Annotated in this window: 19 protein-coding genes; 4 read left to right on the top strand and 15 right to left on the bottom strand. The window is 72.3% G+C overall.

Annotated elements, in window-relative coordinates:
• Nucleotides 1–34: 34 nt before the first annotated feature.
• The 3 genes from ACFV2X_RS34510 to ACFV2X_RS34500 all read right to left on the bottom strand — a co-directional run bounded on the left by ACFV2X_RS34510 (nucleotide 35) and on the right by ACFV2X_RS34500 (nucleotide 2,717).
• Nucleotides 35–742 (bottom strand): FAD:protein FMN transferase, encoded by a 708-nt coding sequence (locus ACFV2X_RS34510; protein WP_385624288.1) that lies wholly within the window; start codon nucleotides 740–742, stop codon nucleotides 35–37.
• 67 nt (nucleotides 743–809) lie between these two features.
• On the bottom strand, nucleotides 810–1,280 hold the full coding sequence (locus ACFV2X_RS34505) for an FMN-binding protein (RefSeq protein ID WP_385624265.1): 471 nt from the start codon (nucleotides 1,278–1,280) through the stop codon (nucleotides 810–812).
• 60 nt (nucleotides 1,281–1,340) lie between these two features.
• Complete coding sequence (locus ACFV2X_RS34500) at nucleotides 1,341–2,717, bottom strand: ferric reductase-like transmembrane domain-containing protein (RefSeq protein ID WP_385624262.1); 1,377 nt, start codon at nucleotides 2,715–2,717, stop codon at nucleotides 1,341–1,343.
• 182 nt (nucleotides 2,718–2,899) lie between these two features.
• Between ACFV2X_RS34500 and ACFV2X_RS34495 the strand changes: the two genes are divergently transcribed.
• The 3 genes from ACFV2X_RS34495 to ACFV2X_RS34485 all read left to right on the top strand — a co-directional run bounded on the left by ACFV2X_RS34495 (nucleotide 2,900) and on the right by ACFV2X_RS34485 (nucleotide 6,871).
• Nucleotides 2,900–3,643, top strand: a complete 744-nt coding sequence (locus ACFV2X_RS34495; RefSeq protein WP_385624259.1) for a response regulator transcription factor — start codon at nucleotides 2,900–2,902, stop codon at nucleotides 3,641–3,643.
• Entirely contained in the window at nucleotides 3,640–5,124 is a 1,485-nt protein-coding gene (locus ACFV2X_RS34490; RefSeq protein WP_385624256.1) for a sensor histidine kinase, read from the top strand. Before ACFV2X_RS34495 ends, ACFV2X_RS34490 begins: the two co-directional genes overlap by 4 nt.
• A gap of 145 nt (nucleotides 5,125–5,269) precedes the next feature.
• Nucleotides 5,270–6,871 carry an alpha/beta fold hydrolase gene (locus tag ACFV2X_RS34485; RefSeq protein WP_385624253.1) on the top strand — a complete coding sequence of 534 codons (1,602 nt, stop codon included), beginning with the start codon at nucleotides 5,270–5,272 and terminating at the stop codon, nucleotides 6,869–6,871.
• 10 nt (nucleotides 6,872–6,881) lie between these two features.
• Here the strand turns inward: ACFV2X_RS34485 and ACFV2X_RS34480 are convergent, their stop codons facing one another.
• From ACFV2X_RS34480 to ACFV2X_RS34460, 5 genes are all read right to left on the bottom strand, one after another.
• Entirely contained in the window at nucleotides 6,882–7,745 is an 864-nt protein-coding gene (locus ACFV2X_RS34480; RefSeq protein ID WP_385624251.1) for an amino acid ABC transporter permease, read from the bottom strand.
• Nucleotides 7,742–8,386, bottom strand: a complete 645-nt coding sequence (locus tag ACFV2X_RS34475) for an amino acid ABC transporter permease (RefSeq protein ID WP_385624249.1) — start codon at nucleotides 8,384–8,386, stop codon at nucleotides 7,742–7,744. Before ACFV2X_RS34475 ends, ACFV2X_RS34480 begins: the two co-directional genes overlap by 4 nt.
• A 9-nt stretch (nucleotides 8,387–8,395) precedes the next feature.
• Nucleotides 8,396–9,352, bottom strand: coding sequence for a glutamate ABC transporter substrate-binding protein (locus ACFV2X_RS34470; RefSeq protein ID WP_385624246.1), 957 nt, complete (start codon nucleotides 9,350–9,352; stop codon nucleotides 8,396–8,398).
• A gap of 232 nt (nucleotides 9,353–9,584) precedes the next feature.
• Nucleotides 9,585–10,331 (bottom strand): amino acid ABC transporter ATP-binding protein, encoded by a 747-nt coding sequence (locus tag ACFV2X_RS34465; RefSeq protein ID WP_086860571.1) that lies wholly within the window; start codon nucleotides 10,329–10,331, stop codon nucleotides 9,585–9,587.
• A gap of 125 nt (nucleotides 10,332–10,456) precedes the next feature.
• On the bottom strand, nucleotides 10,457–10,897 hold the full coding sequence (locus ACFV2X_RS34460) for a DUF6278 family protein (protein ID WP_385624243.1): 441 nt from the start codon (nucleotides 10,895–10,897) through the stop codon (nucleotides 10,457–10,459).
• 155 nt (nucleotides 10,898–11,052) lie between these two features.
• Here ACFV2X_RS34460 and ACFV2X_RS34455 point away from each other — a divergent pair, with 155 nt between their 5' ends.
• Nucleotides 11,053–12,861 carry an SGNH/GDSL hydrolase family protein gene (locus tag ACFV2X_RS34455; protein ID WP_385624240.1) on the top strand — a complete coding sequence of 603 codons (1,809 nt, stop codon included), beginning with the start codon at nucleotides 11,053–11,055 and terminating at the stop codon, nucleotides 12,859–12,861.
• Nucleotides 12,862–12,898: 37 nt separating this feature from the next.
• Here ACFV2X_RS34455 and ACFV2X_RS34450 read toward each other — a convergent pair whose 3' ends face one another.
• From ACFV2X_RS34450 to ACFV2X_RS34420, 7 genes are all read right to left on the bottom strand, one after another.
• The gene (locus tag ACFV2X_RS34450; protein ID WP_385624237.1) at nucleotides 12,899–13,597 is read right to left on the bottom strand and encodes a class F sortase; all 699 of its coding nucleotides are present in this window, start codon (nucleotides 13,595–13,597) and stop codon (nucleotides 12,899–12,901) included.
• A 136-nt stretch (nucleotides 13,598–13,733) separates the two neighbouring features.
• Nucleotides 13,734–14,255, bottom strand: coding sequence for a hypothetical protein (locus tag ACFV2X_RS34445; protein ID WP_385624235.1), 522 nt, complete (start codon nucleotides 14,253–14,255; stop codon nucleotides 13,734–13,736).
• 135 nt (nucleotides 14,256–14,390) lie between these two features.
• The gene (locus tag ACFV2X_RS34440) at nucleotides 14,391–15,170 is read right to left on the bottom strand and encodes an exodeoxyribonuclease III (protein WP_385624233.1); all 780 of its coding nucleotides are present in this window, start codon (nucleotides 15,168–15,170) and stop codon (nucleotides 14,391–14,393) included.
• A gap of 279 nt (nucleotides 15,171–15,449) precedes the next feature.
• Nucleotides 15,450–16,091, bottom strand: coding sequence for an MBL fold metallo-hydrolase (locus ACFV2X_RS34435; RefSeq protein ID WP_385624231.1), 642 nt, complete (start codon nucleotides 16,089–16,091; stop codon nucleotides 15,450–15,452).
• Nucleotides 16,092–16,186: 95 nt separating this feature from the next.
• On the bottom strand, nucleotides 16,187–17,590 hold the full coding sequence (gene pcaC, locus ACFV2X_RS34430) for a 4-carboxymuconolactone decarboxylase (RefSeq protein ID WP_385624228.1): 1,404 nt from the start codon (nucleotides 17,588–17,590) through the stop codon (nucleotides 16,187–16,189).
• 32 nt (nucleotides 17,591–17,622) lie between these two features.
• Nucleotides 17,623–18,306, bottom strand: coding sequence for a hypothetical protein (locus ACFV2X_RS34425; RefSeq protein WP_385624225.1), 684 nt, complete (start codon nucleotides 18,304–18,306; stop codon nucleotides 17,623–17,625).
• Nucleotides 18,303–19,451 carry an ROK family glucokinase gene (locus ACFV2X_RS34420; protein WP_385624223.1) on the bottom strand — a complete coding sequence of 383 codons (1,149 nt, stop codon included), beginning with the start codon at nucleotides 19,449–19,451 and terminating at the stop codon, nucleotides 18,303–18,305. Before ACFV2X_RS34420 ends, ACFV2X_RS34425 begins: the two co-directional genes overlap by 4 nt.
• Between the last annotated feature and the right edge of the window lie 150 nt (nucleotides 19,452–19,601).

Here is a 19,601-nt window from a genome sequence, read left to right as displayed (position 1 = left end):
GTGTAGCCGTCCCATACTCACCGCAGATTCGGACTCAGAAGCCCGGAGTCCGCCAGAGTTCGCCGGTGGCGGTGACCGCCAGGGCCTGATGGGATTCCAGGGCCTCGGTCCAGGCGCGGGCGGCCGGGCCCCTCGCGAAGGCGGCGGTGGCCAGGGCGTCGGTCCAGGTCAGACCGGGGCCGGTCAGGGTGAGGGAGGCCAGGGCAGTGGCCGGTTCACCGGTGTGCGGATCCAGTACGTGCGGGCCGCGTTCGGCCGTGCCCGAGGTGGCGATGGCCAGGTCCCGGCCGGTGACGACGGCACACAGCGCCCCGGGGCGCAGCGGGTGCGCGATGCCGATCCGCCAGGGCGCGCCCGGGGCCGCCTCGCCCCGTAGCTGAATGTCCCCGCCGCCGTTCACACAGGTGTTGTGCGCCCCCGCCTCGTACAGGATCCGGGAGGCCCGCTCCACCGCCCAGCCCTTGACCATCCCTGACGGGTCGAGCCGACCCCCGGCCGTATGGCTGAACCAGCCGTCGGTGGCGCGCGCCGCCGCCTCGCACAGGTCAAGCACCTCGGCCACCTCGGGCCCGCACCGCTCCGCGGAGAGCTCGCCCCGGCCGAGCCGGCTGATGGCGCTGTCCGGGCGGTACGTGGAGAACACCTCGTCCACGTGGTGCAGCCAGGCCACGGCCTCCTCCACGGCCCGGCCGATGGCGGGCGTGGCCGGGTCGCGGATGTCGAACGAGAAGACCGTGCCCATGACGTGCTCGACATGGCGCACGCCCCCGCGCCGCCCCTGCCCCTCGGACACCGGTTCGGGCACTGGTTCAGACACCGGCCTTGTCCAGGGCGCTCTGCAGGGACTGGACGTAGCCCTCGCTGGTGTAGGTGGCGCCGGAGACCGCGTCGATCTGCGCGTTCTGGGCTTGCAGCGTCTCGTTGGTGAGCTGCGGTACGGCGTACGAGGCGATCTGCTGGGAGCGGCCGTCGCCGGACGGGGTCTGCAGCGCCTTGACGGCGGTGATCTTCCCCTTGGAGAGGGTGACGGCGAGCTGCACGGGGCCGTAGCGGGTGTTGATCGTGGAGCCGGTGTAGGTGCCGGTCGGGCCGGCGGCGGTGGTGTGGGAGGTGGACGGCGACGGCGACGGCGCACCGCTTGACGACGTACCGCTTGACGACTGGGACGGGGACGGCGGCTGGGCCGCGACCGCCACCGGGGCGTTGGTGTGCGGTTTGAGCGACAGCAGCAGGACTACGCCCGCGACGGTCGAGACGGTGGTGAGGGCGGCCTTGCGCACGGCCGGGGCTCCTTTACGGGCTCGGGGTCAGCTTTACGGGCTCGGGGTCACAGGCTCGGGTCAGAAGGCGAACGACTCGTGGTGGATACGGCGGCGCGGCACCCCCGCACCACGCAGGGCCCGCTGGGCCGCCTCCGCCATCCCCGGCGGACCGCACAGGTACACATCGCGCTCGGCCAGGTCCGGGACGAGCCGGCGCAACTCGCGCGCGGTGAGCGGGGACGAGTACTCGACCGGCTCGTCGACGACGTAGTGGACGATGGCGCCGCGCCGGGCGGCGAGCTGGTCGAGTTCGGTCCGCAGCGCCAGGTCCTCCGGCCGCCGGGCGCGGTAGATCAGGGTCACCTCGCCGGCCTCGCCGGGGATGGTCTCGAACAGGGCCCGCAGCGGGGTGATGCCCACCCCGCCGCCGAGCAGCAGCACCTTCGGCGCGCGTCGGCGGCGGGCGGTGAAGGCCCCGTACGGGCCCTCGGCCAGGACCCGGGTGCCGGGCGCGAGCCGGGCCAGCGCCGCGCTGTGGCCGCCGGCCGCCTTCACGGTGATCCGCAGGAAGGAGGGGTGGGCGGCGGCCGAGAGGGAGTACGGGTTGGCGGCCCACCACAGGCCAGGCGTAAGGAAACGCCAGCGGAAGAACTGGCCGGGCTCGACGCGCAGCTCGTCAAGACGGTCGCCGGTCAGATACACCGAGACGACGCCGGGCGCCTCCGGCCGTACCTCCGAGACCCACAGCCGGTGGCGCAGCGCCCGCCGTGCGGGGACGACGAACCGGAACCACAGCAGCAGCGCCGCGACCCCGCCGTACAGGGCGTACCAGGCGAGCTGGGCGGTGCGGTTGCCGACGAAGTCGGCGCCGTTGGAGAGCTGGTGGCCGAAGGCCAGGAAGATCGCCAGGTAGGTGACGAGGTGCAGCAGATGCCAGATCTCGTAGGAGACGCGGCGGCGGGCGGCGCGCGCGGACAGGACACCGGTGGCCAGGAAGAGCAGAAAGCCGATGGTGCCCTTGAGGAGGTCGGGGTAGTGGAAGACGAGGGTGGTGGTCTGGTCCACGACGCCGGTGTGCGAGGTCAGCGCGTAGCCCCAGATGATCAGCAGGGTGTGCGCGAGGGCGAGGGAGACGACGTACCGCCCGCCCATCGCATGCCAGCGGGCCAGCCGGTCGCTGCCGATGGTGCGGTCCAGCACCGGCACCCGGGCCATGAGCAGCAGCAGGACGGCGCACGCGTATCCGGCGAGCAGCCCGGTGATGCGCCCGGCGCCGGTCAGCCAGCCGGCCGCGCCGACGACGGAGGTGGTGTCGTGCCACCACAGGGCCAGCACGGCGGCGGCGCCCGCCCAGATCGCCAGCTGGGTGAGGGCGGGGACGAGGTCGGGCGGCCCCGGGGTGCGTGGCCGGGTGCGCGGCGCGTCGGCGCGGTGGTCGTGGAGGGTGGTGGCCACAAAGTCGTCCTTTCGCGGCGAACGGGGGTTGATCGGGCCGTCAGCCTCACAGGCGAACTTCTGAGGACCCTCTGAAAGGGCTGTCGAGAGAGGGTCCAGGGGCGGATGCAGAGGAAACTCAGAGCAAGCTCACAGGGCCCGGGGGTCCGTCTCGCCGCGCGCCGGGGGATGCTGGATGTGTCATGGAGAACCAGAACACCGGCCCTTTCCTGCTGCGGCCCGACGGCGCCCCCGTACGCGTCCTCGTCGTCGACGACGAGCCCGACCTGACCGAGGTGCTGTCGGGGGCCCTGCGCTACGAGGGCTGGGAGGTCCGCACCGCGGCGGACGGGGCATCCGCGCTGGCCACGGCGCGCGCGTTCCGTCCGGACGCGGTCGTGCTGGACTGGATGCTGCCGGACTCCGACGGGCTGACCGTGCTGCGCGGGCTGCGCGCCGAACTGGAGGGCGTCTGTGTGCTCTTTCTCACCGCGCGGGACGCCGTGGAGGACCGGATCGCGGGGATCACCGCGGGCGGCGACGACTATGTGACCAAGCCGTTCAGCCTGGAGGAGGTCCTGGCCAGGCTGCGCGGGCTGCTGCGCAGGGCCGGAATGGCGCGGGGGTCGGACCTCCACCAGGCCGACCGGCTGGTGGTGGGCGAGCTGGTGATGGACGAGAGGGCGCGGGAGGTCACCCGGGGCGGGGTGGTGATCGAGCTGTCGCGCACCGAGTTCGAGTTGTTGCGGTTCTTGATGCGCAATCCGCGCCGGGTGCTGTCGAAGGCGCAGATCCTGGACCGGGTGTGGTCGTACGACTTCGGCGGCCGGGCCCATGTCGTCGAGCTGTACATCAGCTATCTGCGCAAGAAGATCGACGCGGGCCGGACCCCGCTGATCCACACGGTGCGCGGAGTCGGGTACGTGCTCAAGCCGGACGTGTCATGAGCCGTCTGCCTTCACTGCGTGCCGTACTCCCCCGGACGCTGCGTGCCCGGCTGACCGCCGGGCTCGTGGTGCTGCTCGCGGCCGCGTCGCTGGCGGTCGGGCTGACCACCGTCCTGGCGCTGGAGGGCTTTCTGGTGCGCCGCCTGGACCAGCAGCTGACCGCGGCGGGCGGCCGCTTCCCGGCGAGCCTGGAACACGGTGAGCGCCCGGACGCGGACAACCGGCCCGATACCCGTGGCCAGTCCGCGTACACGTTCGGCGCCCGGCTGAAGGGCGGCGAGGCGACGCAGGCGGCGGTGGTGCACGACAACACGGACTCCCGCGTGGCCCTCACCGGCGCCGACCAGCGGGCCCTCGCGCACCTGCCGGTCGACGGCCGCGGGCACGACGTCCGGCTGTCGGCGATCGGCGCGTACCGGGTGCTCGCCGTGGCCGGTGACGACGGCGACGTCCTGATCACCGGCCTGCCGCTGCGGCCGGTGGCGGAGACGGTGCACCGGGTGGAGCTGGTGGAGGCCGTGGTCTTCGGGTCCGCGCTCGCCGTGACGGGGGTGGCGGGGGCGCTGTGGGTGCGGCTGTCGCTGCGCCCGCTGCGGCGGGTGACCGCCACCGCGGCCGGGGTGGCGCGGCTGCCGCTGGCCAGCGGGGAGGTGGCGATGCCGGCGCCGGTGCCGGACACCGATCCGCGTACCGAGGTCGGCCAGGTGGGTGCGGCGCTGAACCGGATGCTCGGCCACGTCGGCGATGCGCTGGCCCGCCGCCACGCCGGCGAGGAGCGGCTGCGGCAGTTCGCCGCGGACGCCAGCCATGAGCTGCGGACGCCGGTGGCCAATGTGCGCGGCCACGCCGAGCTGGCGCTGCGCCACCCTGGGCCGGTGCCCGCGGAGGTACGCCACGCGCTGGAGCGGATCCAGTCGGAGTCGCAGCGGATGAGCACGCTGGTCGACGATCTGCTGCTGCTCGCGCGGCTCGACGCGGGCCGACCGCTGGCCCGCGGGCCCGTCGATCTGACCCGGCTGGTGCTGGACGCCACGGGCGACGCGCGTGCCGCGGGTCCTGACCACCGCTGGACGCTGGAGCTTCCCGAGGAGCCGGTGACCGTCACGGGCGATGAGCACCGGCTGCAGCAGGTGGTGGCCAATCTGCTCGCCAACGCCCGTACGCACACCCCACCGGGCACCGAGGTGGCGGTCCGCCTGGGGGCGCCGGCCGGGCGTACGGAGCTGACGGTCGCGGACAACGGTCCTGGCATCCCCGAGGCGCTCCGGGCCGAGGTGTTCGAGCGCTTCGCGCGCGCGGACCCCAGCCGCTCGCGGGCCGCGGGCAACACCGGTCTTGGGCTGGCCATCGTACGGGCCGTCGTGGCGGCGCACGGCGGGACGGTCGAGGTGGCGAGCAGGCCGGGGCGGACGGTCTTCCGGGTCGTGCTGCCGGACGCGCGGGCGGCGGAGCCGGGCCCAGCCATCGTTACCCAGGCGTAACTTACCCGGCTATTACCACGGGTAAGTCGCCGCGGTTACCGTCGGGTCACTTAGTCGCTCAGCCGCTGAGCCACGTAGCCACTCAGGGCCTGTCAGGTGCCGGACAGGTCCCCTCCGCCGGTCCACTCCCCCCTCAGGAGCACCAGTGACCCACGCCCGCACCCCCCTGCGCGCCACCACGGCAAGCGCCGTCCTCGCGACGCTGCTGGCCGGTGCCGCCCTCGGCCTCGCCCCCGCCGCACAGGCCGCGCCCCTGGCCCCGCCGCCGACCGCCGCCCAGGCCGCGGACTCGTCCGTACGCTTCGTCGACATCCCCGGCGACGGCGGCGTCACCCTGGCCGCCAACGTCGTCACCCCGCGCGGCGCAGCCGACGCGCAGCGCCTTCCGCTCGTCGTCCTGCCCACCAGCTGGGCCCTGCCCCAGGCCGAATATCTCGCCCAGGCCCAGAAGCTGGCCGACTCCGGCTACGTCGTGGTCAGCTACAACGTCCGCGGCTTCTGGCAGTCCGGCGGGGAGATCGAGACCGCCGGCCCGCCCGATGTCGCCGACGCGTCCAAGGTCATCGACTGGGCTTTGGCCAACACCCCCGCCGACCCCGACCGGATCGGCATGGCCGGGGTCTCGTACGGCGCCGGGATCAGCCTGCTCGCCTCCGGCTTCGACAAGCGGATCAAGGCCGTGGCCGCGCTGAGCGGCTGGGCGGATCTGGTCGGCTCCATCTACAGCGGCCGCACCCAGCACGCCCAGGCCGCCGCGCTGCTCAGCGGCTCCGGTGAGCTGCTGGGCCGCCCCAGCGCCGAACTCCGCCAGATCTTCCAGGACTTCCTCGGCTCGAACCTCGCCAAGGAGAAGGACATCGTCGAGTGGGGCAAGAAGCGCTCCGCCGCCACCTACCTCGACCGGATCAACGCCAACGGTGCGGCGATCATGCTGGCCAACGCCTGGGGCGACTCCATCTTCCCGCCCAACACCTACGCCGGCTTCTACGAGAAGCTGACCGGCCCCAAGCGCCTGGAGTTCCGGCCGGGCGACCACGCCACCGGCGAGCTCACCGGGCTGCTCGGCCTGCCCAACGACACCTGGAACGACGCCAGGCGCTGGCTCGACCGCTACGTCAAGGGCGAGCGCAACGGCATCGACCAGGAGCGGCCGGTCCAGCTCAAGTCCCGTACGGCGGACGGCTACGAGGGCTATCCCAGCTGGTCGGCCGTGCCCTCGGCGCAGCGCAGGGTCGACCTCGGCGAGACCCGGCAGATCGCCGCGAACGCCGACTCCGGCGCCAACGCGGGCACGGTGCTGCTGACCGGCGCGCTCGACCAGTTCCTGAAGATCCCACCGCTGGTCTCGGTCCCGTTGCTGTCGCGCGAGCGGGCCGCCGTCTGGCAGACCGACCGCTACGGCGCGGCGCAGCGCATCCGCGGCACGGTGCGCCTGCACACCACCGTCACCAGCGACAAGTCCAGCGGCACCGCCGTGGCCTACCTCTACGACGTGGACGCGCTCGGCGTCGGCAAGCTCATCACCAACGCCCCCGTCACCTTCCACGACCGCACGCCCGGCACGCCCTTCGCCGTCGACCTGGACCTGTTCTCGACGGCGTACGACGTCCCTGCCGGACACCGCCTCGCACTGGTCGTCGACACCGTCGACCCGCTGTACATCGAGCACAACCCGGACGGGGCGCACCTCACCTTCTCTTCGCCGAAGGCCGACCCGTCGTACCTCTCGGTCCCGGTCCGCGACTGACTCGCGCTCGTCATGTCCTGGTGTCGCCCGGGAGCATCGTGGCGGGCTCGGCCGGGGCCACCCGCACCGCCTCGGTCTTCACGCTGCGCCGCTCCCGCTTGGCGACCCAGTTGGCGAACCACGACAGCAGCATGCACATCCCGATGTAGACCGGGGAGATGACCATGACGACCGGGATGAACGGGAGGCCGTAGTCGAGGTTGCCGGCGATGAGCTTGCCGGCGTGCAGGAACTCCTCGTAGGTGATGAGAAAGCCGAGCGAGGTGTCCTTCAGGGCCACCACCAGCTGGCTGATGATGGCCGGCAGCATCGCCCGTACCCCCTGCGGCACCAGCACATACGCCATGACCTGCGTTTTGCGCAGACCGAGCGAGTACGCCGCCTCGCGCTGCCCGCGCTCGACGGAATTGACGCCCGTACGGAACACCTCGGCGAGCACCGAGCCGTTGTAGAGGGTCAGTCCGGCCACGAGCGCGGGCAGTGGCTGCACCTTCAGCGCCACGAAGATGAAGAAGATCATCACCAGCACGGGCATCGCGCGGAAGAACTCCACCACGATCGTGGCGGCCCAGCGCACCGGGCCGTGGTCGGACAGCCGCCCGGCCGCGAGGACCGCGCCGAGGGCGAGGGAGAGGACCGCGGCGAGGGCGAATGCCTTGAGGGTGTTGCCGAGGCCGCGCAGCAGCAGGAGCTGGATTCCCTTGTACTCGAAGGGCCGCCACTTCTCGGCCGCGAACTGGCCGGTGTCGATGAGGGCATAGATGATCCAGCCCAGCAGGAGCAGCAGGACGACGGCGGCGAGGATGCCGTAGGCGCGGTGGCGGGCCCGGGCGTGCGGGCCTGGGATGTCGTAGAGGGCGCTGGTGGTCGTCATCGGGGCACTCCCCAGCGGCGCTCCAGCACATGGAACAGCGCGCTGATGGCGAGCGTGATGATCAGATAGCCGAGGGCGATCCAGACGAAGGTCCAGATGACGCTGTAGCCGCGCTCATTGAGCGGTTTGTAGGTGCCGAGCAGTTCGGTGACGCTGAACGAACCGGCGATGGCGGAGTTCTTGGCGAGCGCGATCAGGGTCGAGCCGATGGGCGGAATGACGGTGCGGAACGCCTGCGGCAGCACCACCGAGCCGAGCGTCTGCGGGAAGTTCATGCCCAGGCTGCGGGCCGCCTCGCCCTGCCCGAGCGGCACGGTGTTGATACCGGAGCGCACCGCCTCGCAGATGAACGCCGAGGTGTAGCAGCCGAGCGCGAGCACCGCGAAGGTGAAGAACGGCAGGACCAGCCCGAAGCGGGGCAGGCCGAGCATCACCGCGAAGAAGAGCAGGGTCAGCGGTGTGTTGCGGAGCACCGTCACCCATGCGGTGCCGAAGACCCGCAGCGGGGCGACGGGCGCCACGCGGAAACCGGCCATCAGGACGCCGAGCGCGAGCGCGAGCAGCGAGGCGTAGACGGTCAGCTCGACGGTGCCGAGGAAGCCCTCGCCGTAGAGGGAGAAGTTATGCGTGAGAACGTCCATCAGGGTTCCTCAGTGCGGCGGGGGCGGGGGCGGGTAGCGGTCGACGTGGGGCGGCTTGGGGGCGGGCACACCGGACAGGCCGAGGGTCACGTTGTACGCCTTCAGCCAGTTGCCGTTGCGCTCGTTGGCCTCGATCGCGTCGTTGAGTGCAAAGCGCAGCGCGTTGTCCTTCTTCGGCACGCCGATGCCGTACGGCTCCTTGGAGAACGGCTTGCCGACCACCTTCAGCTCATTGGGGGCCTTGGCGGCGTAGCCCAGCAGGATGGTGTTGTCGGTGGTGACCGCGTCCACCTGGAGGCTGATGAGGTTGTCGACGCAGACCGAGTACGTGTCGTACGCGACGGCGTGGGCCTTGGGGTAGTCGGTCTGGATGCGCATCAGCGGGGTGGAGCCGGCCACCGAGCAGACGGTCTTGCCGGCCAGGTCCTTCGGACCGTGGATGTCGTGCTCGTCGGTGCGGACCAGCAGCGACTGACCGGCGATGAAGTAGGGGCCGGCAAAGCCGACCAGACGCTTGCGCAGCGGATTGATGGTGTACGTGCCGACGTAGTAGTCGATCTGGCCGTTCTGGAGGGCGGTCTCGCGGTTCGCGGAGGCGATGGTCTTGAACCTGATCGTCTTGGGGTCGAAGCCGAGCGAGGCCGCCATCATCTTGGCGATCTCGATATCGAAACCGGAGTAGCGGCCGGTGGCCGGGTCCTTCTCGCCCAGGTACGGCTGGTCCTCCTTGGCGCCGACGACGAGGTAGCCGCGGCGTTTGGCCTTCCGCCAGGTGGGAGAGGACGGCAGCCGGAAGCCGGTGGCCACCTTGTAGGCGGGCAGCGCCCCTGGCTTGGGCCCCTTGACCGGCGGGCTGCCCTCCTTGCCGCAGCCCGCCGCCGCGGCGAGCACCACCAGGGCGAGGGCCAGGGCCGCCAAGCGACCCCGAGGAAGTCGAGGCAGGCCCCCACGCCGCCGCGGTGACATCAGCCTCCCCCAGCTACCGCTGGGAGGTGCCCCCTGCCGCGGCGGGCGGCACCTCGCTGCGTTGTCGGAGTCGCCCGCCACGCCGCGGCAGCGGCAAATCGACCGCAGCGCCCGGTACGAGGGCGATCCTCCGCCTTGCCATGCACCGCACCAGACGACGCGGGAACCCACCCCCACTTCCTCGGGGCCGCTCAGCGCGCGGCGGATGCGCGTCATGTGGTCCACCCAGGCCCTAGTGCTTGAGGATCTTGGAGAGGAAGTCCTTGGCGCGCTCGGTGCTCGGCGCCGCGAAGAACTCGTCCGGCGGGCGGTCCTCGACGATCTTGCCGCCGTCCATGAACACCACGCGGTTGGCCGCGTAGCGCGCGAACCCCATCTCATGGGTGACGACGACCATCGTCATACCGTCCCGGGCCAGCTGGCGCATCACCTCGAGCACCTCGTTGATCATCTCCGGGTCGAGGGCCGAGGTCGGCTCGTCGAAGAGCATCACCTTCGGGTCCATGGCCAGCGCGCGGGCGATGGCCACCCGCTGCTGCTGACCGCCCGACAGCTGAGCCGGGTACTTGGCCGCCTGATCCGCGAGCCCCACCCGGTCCAGCAGCTCACGGGCGCGCCGCTCGGCCTCCTCCTTCGTCCGGCCGCGCACCTTGAGCTGGGCGAGCATCACATTGGCCAGCACGGTCTTGTGCGCGAAGAGGTTGAAGGACTGGAAGACCATCCCGACGTCGGCGCGCAGCCGGGCCAGCTCCTTGCCCTCCTCGGGCAGGGGCACGCCGTCGACGGTGATGGCACCGGAGTCGATGGACTCGAGGCGGTTGATCGTCCGGCACAGGGTCGACTTGCCGGAGCCGGAGGGGCCGATGACGACCAGCACCTCACCACGGCCGACGGCGAGGTCGATGTCCCGCAGTACGTGCAGCGCGCCGAAGTACTTGTTGACCTCGCGCAGCTCGATCAACGATTCGCCGACGGCCATACCGCCACACCCACTTTCAGCTGTGTCGGGCTCAGCGCAAACTATCCACACATAAGGTGCGCTTTGCCGACGACACGCATCAATGGGTATTTAACCCCCTAAGGGGCCGGTCGGGGGAACGCGGCTCAGATCTCGGCGACCTCCGCGTACACATGTGAAAGCTCGGGCGCGCCGTCGGCCGCCCACTCATAGCCCGCCCCCACCACATCGATCTCCCGCCCGGAGGAGAGCCGGACGATGGGCCGCCCGTTGGGCCACACCTGCCACAGCGCACCGGGCACGGTACGGATGATCACCGTGCCCAGGTACAGGCCGGCGTCGTTGCCGAGCCACCGCAGCTCGTCGGGGTCGTCGCGCCAGCGCGGCAGCAGCTGGTCCAGCGCCTCCAGGGAGGCCACCGAGTCGTCGAGCCCGACCCCCGCGGACGCCGCCCGGGCGCGCAGCAGCTCACACTCCGACAGCAGCTGGGCCACGCCCTGCGGATCCGCCTCCCGGGCGGTCATGACAGCCGTGCCGCGCGCCTGGTCGTGTCGCTTGCGCCAGTTGCCCAAGAACGGGATGTTCATACCACTCAGCGTGGCACCCTCACGCCCGCCACACCACAGGGCGCGCTGACACCCCGTGATCTGATCATTGTCTTGACGACACCCACCCGCCTCTCTACGTTCGTCCCGCACCTGTCGGATCGCCGGTTGGGTTGGTTGCGAGAGGGGACACACGCATGCTCGTCGGCAGACGGTGGACAGCGACCGCGTTCGTGACGGGAGGTGTCGCCCTCTCCTTCGCCTGGACGGCGGCGGCGGGCGCCGCCACGCCGGGGTCGCCCGGCCAAGAACCCCGAAAGCCGCTCCCCTTGGAGCGGCTTTTCGACAACACGGCGGTCAGCGACGACGCCGACCCCGGCGGCGCGGACTTCGACGGGACGGGCAACTCGCTGTCCGCGCAGGATCTGCGGGCCGCCGGCTGGGCCCCGGGCCGCACCCTCACCATCGACTCGGCCCGGCTCACCTGGCCCCGAGCGGCGGGCGGCGCGCGCGCCGACAACGTACGGGCCGACGGGCAGGCGGTACTGCTGCGCGGGCGCGGCGACGCGGTCTCCTTCCTGGTCGCGGGGACCGGCGGCGAGGCGAGCGGCACCGGCCTCGTCCGCTACCGCGACGGGTCGAGCAGTACGTACACGCTCACCGCCCCGGACTGGCGCTCGGGCCCGACGGGCACCCGGGCCGTCGCCCTCCCCCATGTCAACAGCGGTGCCGGACAGCGGGTGGAGACCGCGCGGCTGTACGCGGTGACGGTGCCGGTGGAGCGCGGCCGGGAGATCTCCTCGGTGGTGCTGCCCCGCGACCCGGGCGCGGCCGATCTGCATGTGTTCGCCGCCTCGGTGCGCCGGGCCGCCGAGGGCTGGACGGGCAGCTGGTCGGCGAGCACCAGCGGCTATACGGCGGTCGGCCCGTGGACCGACCAGACGCTGCGGCTCGTGGTGCACACCAGCGCGGGCGGCCCGACGGCCCGGATCCGGCTGGCCAACACCTTCGCGGCGGCCCCGGTGCGGATCGGCCACGCCAGCGTCTCCCTGCAGGCGCAGGGCGCGGCGGCGGACGGCGACACCGTTCCGCTCACCTTCGGCGGCCAGGAGGGCATCGAGATCGCGGCGGGGGCGCAGGAGTTCAGCGACCCGGTGGGGTTCGATGTCCCGCCGGACGCCAATCTGCTGGTGAGCATCCATCTGCCGGAGCCGGTCCAGGCCGTGCCGGTGCACAGTCAGGCCACCCAGCGCTCGTATCTGAGCCCGCCGGGCAGCGGTGACCACACGGCCGACGCGGGCGGCGAGGCGTACACCGGCACCCTGACCACCTGGCCGCTCCTGACCGGTGTGGACGTCGAGGGCGGGCCGGGGTCGGTGGTGACCCTCGGCGACTCGATCACCGACGGCACCAAGTCGACCACCGACGCCAACCGGCGCTGGCCGGACGTGCTGGCCCGGCGGCTGCTCGGCCAGTCCGACGTCCCCGCGTACGGGGTGCTCAACCAGGGCATCTCCGCCAACCGCGTGGTGACCGACCGCTACCCGGGCGAGGGCGTGAGCACGGACACCGGCGGGGTGAGCGCCCTGCACCGGCTGGAGCGCGATGTGTTCGCCCAGACGGACGTCCGTACGGTCGTGGTCTTCCAGGGCATCAACGATCTGCGCTGGGGCGCCTCGGCCGAGCAGTTGGCCGCCGGGCTGCGCACCATCGCCCAGCGCGCGCATGAGCGCGGGCTGCGGGTGGTGATGGCGACGATCGCGCCCTGTGAGGGCGAGTCGCTGTGCACCGCGGACGTGGACGTCCGGCGCACCGCCGTCAACGCCTTCATCCGGGACAGCGGCGGGGAGTTCGACGGGGTGCTGGACTTCGACGCGGCGGTGCGGGATCCGGAGCGGCCGCAGCGGATCGCGCCCGCGTACGACAGCGGCGACCATCTGCACCCCGGTGACGCGGGGCTGCGGGCGATGGCCGACTCGATCGATCTGCGGCAGCTGACCGGCTGACGCCAGAGCCACCGGGCCGGGCGGTGTGGAGGGCACCTCACTTCCCCGAGGTCGCGTGGCCACGGGCTCGGGTCAGATGGGCGTAGACCACGACGTTTCCCCGGTAGCCGGATCCCGGGGTGTAGCCGCCGCCGCAGGTGATGATGCGCAACTGCGGGCGCCGGGTGGGGCCATAGACGCGGTCGGCGGGGATGGCCCGCTTGGGGTGGACCTCGATGGCGTCGACGGTGAACTCGGCGGTCGTCCCGTCGGCGCGGGTGATGTGAACCAGGTCCCGCCGGTGCAGGGCGCCCAGCCCGTAGAAGACGGCGGGACCTCGCGCGGTGTCGACGTGGCCGTCGATGACGGAGTTCCCCGCGCTGCCGGGGGTCGGGCTCTCCACGTACCAGCCCGCCAGGTTCGGCTTGGCGGCGGGCGGGGCCTGGAGGTATCCGGACGTGTCCAGGCCGACGTCGGCCACCGGCGCGTCGACTCCGATACGGGGGATGCGGATCCGCGTGGGCCGCGACAGTGGCATCGGGGGCGCGACCGGTCCCGCGGCGGCGGGCACGGTGGCGGCGGGCCCGGTCGGCCACCCCTCGGCCGCGGAGGGGCTGGGCGGCGCCTGGCTGTGGGTGCCGGCCTGCACCATTCCGCAGCCGAGCCAGAAGGCGACCCCGGCGGCGGTGAGGGTCAGGCGGGTGCCGCGCGGAAGAGGACCGCGCGGGGCGGGGCTGTGCGCGAGGGGACGTCGCACCGTGCGCGCCTTCCGTGGGTCAGGGGTGACGGGAACGGGACGGAGCGCGGATCAGGGCCTTCCCCTCCCCCGGGGGCGGAGGGCTCGGCGGGTTCCGGGGACGGCCCTGACCGCGTGGTGACTACCGGTCAGCCGGTCAGGCGCCCGCGTCGCCGCGGCGACGGCGCAGCGCCACCGCACAGCCCGCGATCGCGGACGCCATCAGCGCGCCCCCGGCGAGGGTCTCGGCCGTGTTGAACTCGGCCACCGAGCCCCCCGATCCGGCCAGCACACCCTTGGGAACCCGCGCGTTCGTCGTGGGGAACCCTTCCTTGCCACAGGTGATGACGGCGCTGGCGCCTCGGACGGTCACCTCCACGGTGCCCTTGCGCAGCGTCTCGACCTCGGTCCCGGCCGGTGTGGTGAACTCCGTACCCGCGCCGTCGGTCTTGTGCTCCACGCCCGTGGTGTCCGCGACGCGCACGTCGCCGACACCGGCGCAGGCCACGATGTCGCCGTTGACGAGCTCGAGGCTGCCGCCCTCGGTACGCCCCTTGATGGGGGTCGCCCCGCCGCCGGCTCCGCCCGCGTACGCGGGGGCGGAGAGGGTGACGACCATGGCGAGCGCGCCGCTCGCCATGGCTATCGCATATGTCTTCCTGCTGTTCGCAGCCGACATCAAGTCCTCCTCAATGCCTTGAAGCGCCGACGGAGGCCGTCAGCACTTGCCCTTGAGTTTTGGCTCGAAATCGGACATACGCCCAGAAATGTCGGGCGAATGGGTGACGCCGGATCACGCTGCGTAGCGCGGCGCTCAGACCTCGAGGTCGACGACGACCGGTGCGTGGTCCGAGGCGCCCTTGCCCTTGCGCTCCTCGCGGTCCACATAGGCATCGCTCACGGCCTTGGTGAAGGCCTCGTTGCCGTACACCAGGTCGATCCGCATGCCCTTGTTCTTCGGGAAGCCCAGCTCCCGGTAGTCCCAGTAGGTGAAGGGGTGGTCGTACTTCAGGGGGCGCGGCATCACATCGGACAGGCCCACCTCGCGCAGGGCGGCCAGCGCCTCGCGCTCCTTGGTGGTGACATGCGTCGAGCCCTCGAAGACGGCGCGGTCCCAGACGTCCTCGTCGGTCGGCGCCACATTGAAGTCGCCGAGGACGGCGAAGGGGCCGCCGGCCGCCGCGTCGACCGCGGCGGAGGTCCGCAGCGCCTCGAACCAGCGCAGCTTGTAGTCGTAGTGGGGGTGCCCGATCTCCCGGCCGTTGGGCACGTACACCGACTGGACGCGGACGCCGCCGCAGGTCGCGGCGATGGCGCGGGGCTCCTGCTCGCCCTCGTAGTCCGGGCCGCCGGGCAGGCCCGAGGTCACATCCGCCAGGCCGAGGCGGGAGATCACCCCCACCCCGTTCCACCGGCCGGTGGCGTTGACCGCGGCCTCATAGCCGAGCTCGCGCAGCGGCTCGTACGGGAAGGCGCTCTCGGCGCTCTTGATCTCCTGTATGCACAGCACGTCCGTGCCGCTGCTCTCCAGCCAGGCGAGCAGGCGGGGCAGCCGCGCGGTGATCGAATTGACGTTCCAGGTCGCGATGCGCATGGGGGACAACCTACCTCGCGGGTCCGACAACGCTCACCGCGCGGGATTCGCTACGACCTGGGGTGCGGTAGGGATCGGGAGAAGGAGCGGCGTCCTGGGGGCACCTCCCAGCGGTAGCTGGGGGAGGTCGATCGCAAGGCGCCGGAGGGTCCTCGGATGGGGTATCCCCTGCTCGAGCGAAGCCGAGAGCTCGGGGAAGGAGCTACTAGGGCGTTTCGGCAACGCCGCGAGCGGCCGTGCCGGGCATCGCGACGCCGATCCCTACCGCACCCCAGGTCGTTAGGCCGTGACGCTCTCCCCCGGCACCAGGCGCAGGTGATCGGCGCCGATTCCGGGGCCCTCGGGGCCGAGCATACGGCCGTAGACCAGCGGCGCGACGTCGGACAGCAGGGCGTCGTGGATGTCGATCGCGCGGCCCGGCGCGACCTCGCGGACGTAGTCGACGATCTCGGCGAGCTTGTTCCACGGCGCGTGGACCGGCAGCATCAGCGTCTCGACCGGCCGCTCGGGCACGGTGAGCGCGTCGCCTGGGTGGAAGACGGTGCCGTCCACCAGGTAGCCCACATTGGTGATCCGCGGGATGTCCGGGTGGATGACGGCGTGCAGCTGCCCGTGGACCTCGATGTCGAATCCCGCGGCGGTGAAGGTGTCGCCCTCGCCGACGGTGTGCACCCGGCCCGGGAAGGCGTCCGCGATCCGCTCGGCGACGGCGGCGAGCGTCCAGATCCGCGCGGCGGGGTTGGCGTCGAGCGCGGCGCGCAGCCGCCGCTCGTCGAAGTGGTCGATGTGCTCGTGGGTGACCAGGATCGCGTCCGCGCCCACCGCGGCGTCCTCCTCGCTGAACGCGCCGGGGTCGATGACGAGCGACTGACCGTCCTTCTCCAGCGCCACGCAGGCGTGGCCCTTCTTGGTGAGCTTCATGGGGATCATTGTCCTCCCGGCGGGCGCGCCGGGCGCTCCCGGGGCGCTCCTGGGGCGTTCCCCCGGGCCGCTCACGGGACGTTCCCCGGAAAGCGTCACCCCTCGGGCGTGGTCTCCTCGCGGATGACGCGCTGCGCCACGGCGAAGGCCGAGTTCGCGGTGGGCACCCCGCAGTAGACGGCGGTGTGCAGCAGCACCTCCTTGATCTCGGCGGGGGTCAGCCCGTTGCGCAGCGCGGCGCGGGTGTGGAAGGCGAGCTCGTCGAGGTGACCGCGGGCGGCGAGCGCGGTGAGGGTGATCACGCTGCGGGTGCGCCGGTCCAGACCGGGCCGGTTCCACACCTCGCCCCAGGCGTAGCGGGTGATGAAGTCCTGGAAGTCGCCGGTGAACTCGTCGGCGTTGGACTGGGCGCGGTCCACATGGGCGTCGCCGAGCACTTCCCGGCGGACCCTGATCCCCTTCTCATACGCGTCCGAACGGGTGTCGACGAGGGCGGAGCCGGGCTCGACGTAGCTGATCTCGGCGACCGGGGCGCCGGTGATGTGCACGCCATTGGCAACGCCGTTGACGGCTCCGTTCGCGGCTCCGTTCACGGAGACTCCGTTGACGGGGACGCCATTGACCGGGAAGCCGTTGACGGGCACGCCGGTGGGCGGCGCGGTGGCGAGCATCGATCGGGCCGCGGGGGTGGGGATCGCGGTCATACCGGTCGGCTGGTCCGCGGACTGCCAGGAGGCGGAGAAGTGGCGCACCAGAAGGTCGGTGACGGCCGTGGGCTGTTCGACGGGCGCCAGGTGGGAGGCGCCGGGGACCAGAGCGAGCCGGGCGTCGGGGATCCCGGCGACCATCACCCGGGCGTCGGCCGGCGGGGTCACCTCGTCGTCGGCGCCCACCACGACCAGGGTCGGGGCGCCGATACGTCCGAGCTCGGCGCGGATGTCGAAGGCGGCCAGGGCCTCGCAGGCGGCGATGTAGCAACCGGGGTCGGTGGTGCGGACCATCTGGACGGACCAGTCGACGATGGCGGGCTGCCCGGCGGCGAACATGGGGGTGAACCAGCGGTCGGGGGTGGCGCGGGCGATCGGGTCGAGGCCGTTGGTGCGGACCACCACGCCGCGCTGGCGGTAGGAGTCGGCGGTGCCGAAGCGCGGTGCGGCGGAGACGAGTGCGAGGGAGCCCAATCTGAGCGGATGTCGTAGCGCCAGCTCCGCGCCGATGGCCCCGCCGATCGAGCAACCCGCGTAGCCGAAGCGGTCGATGCCCAGCAGGTCGAGCGTGCCCAGCAGGCGCTCGGCGAGATCGGGGATCGAATGGGCGGGGTGCGCGGCGGCGCCGCCGTGGCCGGGCAGGTCGAACCGCAGCACGCGCCAGTGGCGGGACAGCTCAGGTATCTGGCGGTCCCACATATGCCAGGTGGTGCCCAGCGACGGGCCCAGGATGAGGACGGGCCCGTCCTCGGGGCCGTCGAACCGGTATTGAAGAGTCTGCGTCTCGCTCACCGGGTCACGGTATCCGACGGCCCCGACGGAGATCAGGGTGTGACGGTGGAGACGACGTACACCTTGGGGTGCCGCCGGTTGTCGAAATCGACGGTGATGTCCAACTCCGGCTGGGGTTCCTTCTGCTTGAGCACCATCCCGGACCAGTCCTCGTCGCCGCCGATCCGCCAGCCGACCTTCTTCGCGTCGTCGGCGTCGATGGTGACCCGGCCGTTCTCCAGCTCCGCGCGGTCGGTGCCGAGCCGGACCAGGAACCGGTCCAGGCCCTGGACCGAGGTGACGAACTGCACGTACAGCGAGCTGGTCTTCCAGGAGTTGGTCTCGTAGAACGCCACGTCGTTGGAGTAGCCGGGAATCCATACGTCGTAGATGCGCCGCTGGACCTTGCTCGGCCAGCCCTGGGTGAGGCCGGTCGCCGAGGCGTTCTCCTGCTTGTCCTCGCCGCTGTTGCGGCTCTGGAGGGCGGAGATGACCATATACCCCGCGGGGATCGTGATCAGCAGGAAGACCACGACCGCCTTGAGCCAGCGGCGCGGCCGGGGCCCGCCGCCGGGCCGCTCCCCGACGTCCCCGCCGCTCCCCCGGCCCGGCGGCGAGGCACCGTTGGCGGAGACGGCGGAGTTCCCATGAGCGGCGGAGGTCCCATGAGCGGAGGCGGCAGAGGCGCCGTTGGTGGGGGCGGCGGGCGCGGCGGGGCGCTGCTCGGCGGCGGTCACTGCCGGCCCCCCTGGCCGCGCGATGCCAGCCACGGGGTGGCCCCGGCGCGCTCGTAGCGCTCCACGCGGCGCCGGTTGGCGCGCCGGAAGCGGCGGGCGACCAGCCGGGCCAGGTCTGCGGCGCCGACCATGCCCGCCTCGGGGCCCAGCTGGGCCTTGACGATACGGGCCTCCGGCCGGTAGCCGCGGCCGGTCAGGGTGCGCCGGAACGCGTCCCGGGCCGGACCGATCAGCAGGTCGTCGGCCGCGCTGACGCCGCCGCCGATGACGAAGCAGGAGGGGTCCAGGGCCGCGGCGAGGTTGGCGATGCCGACGCCGAGCCACTGGCCGATGTCCTGCAGCAGTTCGACGCACATGGCGTCGCCCTCGCGGGCCAGCTCGGTGATCAGCGGCCCGGTGATCTCGTTGATGTTGCCGCCGACCCGGTCGATGATCCCGTACGCGACCGGGGACTCGGCGGCGGCCAGTTCGCGCGCCTCCCTGACCAGCGCGTTACCGGAGCTGTACTGCTCCCAGCAGCCGCGGTTGCCGCAGGGGCAGCGGTGGCCGGCGGGCACCACCTGCATATGGCCGAACTCGCCCGCGACCCCGTACTTGCCGCGCTTGACCTGGCCGTCCTCCAGGATCGCGCCGCCGATACCGGTGCCGAGCGTGATCATGACGAGGTGGTCCTCGCCGCGCCCCGCGCCGAACCGCCACTCGGCCCACGCGGCGGCGTTGGCGTCGTTGTCGACCATCACCGGGACCGCCAGCCGCCCGGCGAGGCGGTCGCGCAGCGGCTCGTTGCGCCAGGACAGGTGGGGGGCGAACAGGACGCGGTTGCGGTCGGCGTCGACCCAGCCCGCGGCGCCGATGCCGACGGCGTGCACGTCATGCCGGTCGGAGAGGTCGAGCACCAGCTCGGTGATGGTGTCCTCGACGACCTTGGGGCTCTTGGACTTGTCGGGCGTCTCGGTGCGCAGCTTCTCCAGGATGTTGCCGTCGGCGTCGACGACCCCGGCCATCACCTTGGTGCCGCCGATGTCGATGCCGACGGTGGGCACCCGGGGCGCGGTGAGATGCGAGCGGCGCTCGCGGGTGCCGACGGTGCGCAGCACGGTCGCCCGGGCCGACCCGCGGTGCACCCTTTCGCGGTAGAGACTCATCGGCTCACCCCTTCACCGGGTTCGGGTACGGCGCGGCCAGGGCCGAGGGCCGCCCGGGCCGGGGCGGCGGCGCAGGCGTGGGGGGTGCGGTCGCTGCGGGTGCGTGCTCGCAAGAGTTCGTCGTCCCTGCGGGGGTCTCGGGAGGCCGGG

It is taken from the genome of Streptomyces sp. NPDC059679 (assembly GCF_042734105.1).
Taxonomy (GTDB): Bacteria; Actinomycetota; Actinomycetes; order Streptomycetales; family Streptomycetaceae; genus Streptomyces.
This window is presented reverse-complemented; position numbering and strand designations above follow the sequence as displayed.

What these genes read in the sequence shown, in the direction of transcription:
- ACFV2X_RS34445 (WP_385624235.1), bottom strand. Translation starts at nt 14,255, where the DNA reads ATGTCGGCTGCGAACAGCAGGAAGACATATGCGATAGCCATGGCGAGC.
- ACFV2X_RS34490 (WP_385624256.1), top strand. Translation starts at nt 3,640, where the DNA reads ATGAGCCGTCTGCCTTCACTGCGTGCCGTACTCCCCCGGACGCTGCGT.
- ACFV2X_RS34495 (WP_385624259.1), top strand. Translation starts at nt 2,900, where the DNA reads ATGGAGAACCAGAACACCGGCCCTTTCCTGCTGCGGCCCGACGGCGCC.
- ACFV2X_RS34465 (WP_086860571.1), bottom strand. Translation starts at nt 10,331, where the DNA reads ATGGCCGTCGGCGAATCGTTGATCGAGCTGCGCGAGGTCAACAAGTAC.
- ACFV2X_RS34480 (WP_385624251.1), bottom strand. Translation starts at nt 7,745, where the DNA reads ATGACGACCACCAGCGCCCTCTACGACATCCCAGGCCCGCACGCCCGG.
- ACFV2X_RS34475 (WP_385624249.1), bottom strand. Translation starts at nt 8,386, where the DNA reads ATGGACGTTCTCACGCATAACTTCTCCCTCTACGGCGAGGGCTTCCTC.
- ACFV2X_RS34420 (WP_385624223.1), bottom strand. Translation starts at nt 19,451, where the DNA reads ATGAGTCTCTACCGCGAAAGGGTGCACCGCGGGTCGGCCCGGGCGACC.
- ACFV2X_RS34510 (WP_385624288.1), bottom strand. Translation starts at nt 742, where the DNA reads ATGGGCACGGTCTTCTCGTTCGACATCCGCGACCCGGCCACGCCCGCC.
- ACFV2X_RS34470 (WP_385624246.1), bottom strand. Translation starts at nt 9,352, where the DNA reads ATGTCACCGCGGCGGCGTGGGGGCCTGCCTCGACTTCCTCGGGGTCGC.
- ACFV2X_RS34440 (WP_385624233.1), bottom strand. Translation starts at nt 15,170, where the DNA reads ATGCGCATCGCGACCTGGAACGTCAATTCGATCACCGCGCGGCTGCCC.
- ACFV2X_RS34435 (WP_385624231.1), bottom strand. Translation starts at nt 16,091, where the DNA reads ATGAAGCTCACCAAGAAGGGCCACGCCTGCGTGGCGCTGGAGAAGGAC.
- ACFV2X_RS34460 (WP_385624243.1), bottom strand. Translation starts at nt 10,897, where the DNA reads ATGAACATCCCGTTCTTGGGCAACTGGCGCAAGCGACACGACCAGGCG.
- ACFV2X_RS34455 (WP_385624240.1), top strand. Translation starts at nt 11,053, where the DNA reads ATGCTCGTCGGCAGACGGTGGACAGCGACCGCGTTCGTGACGGGAGGT.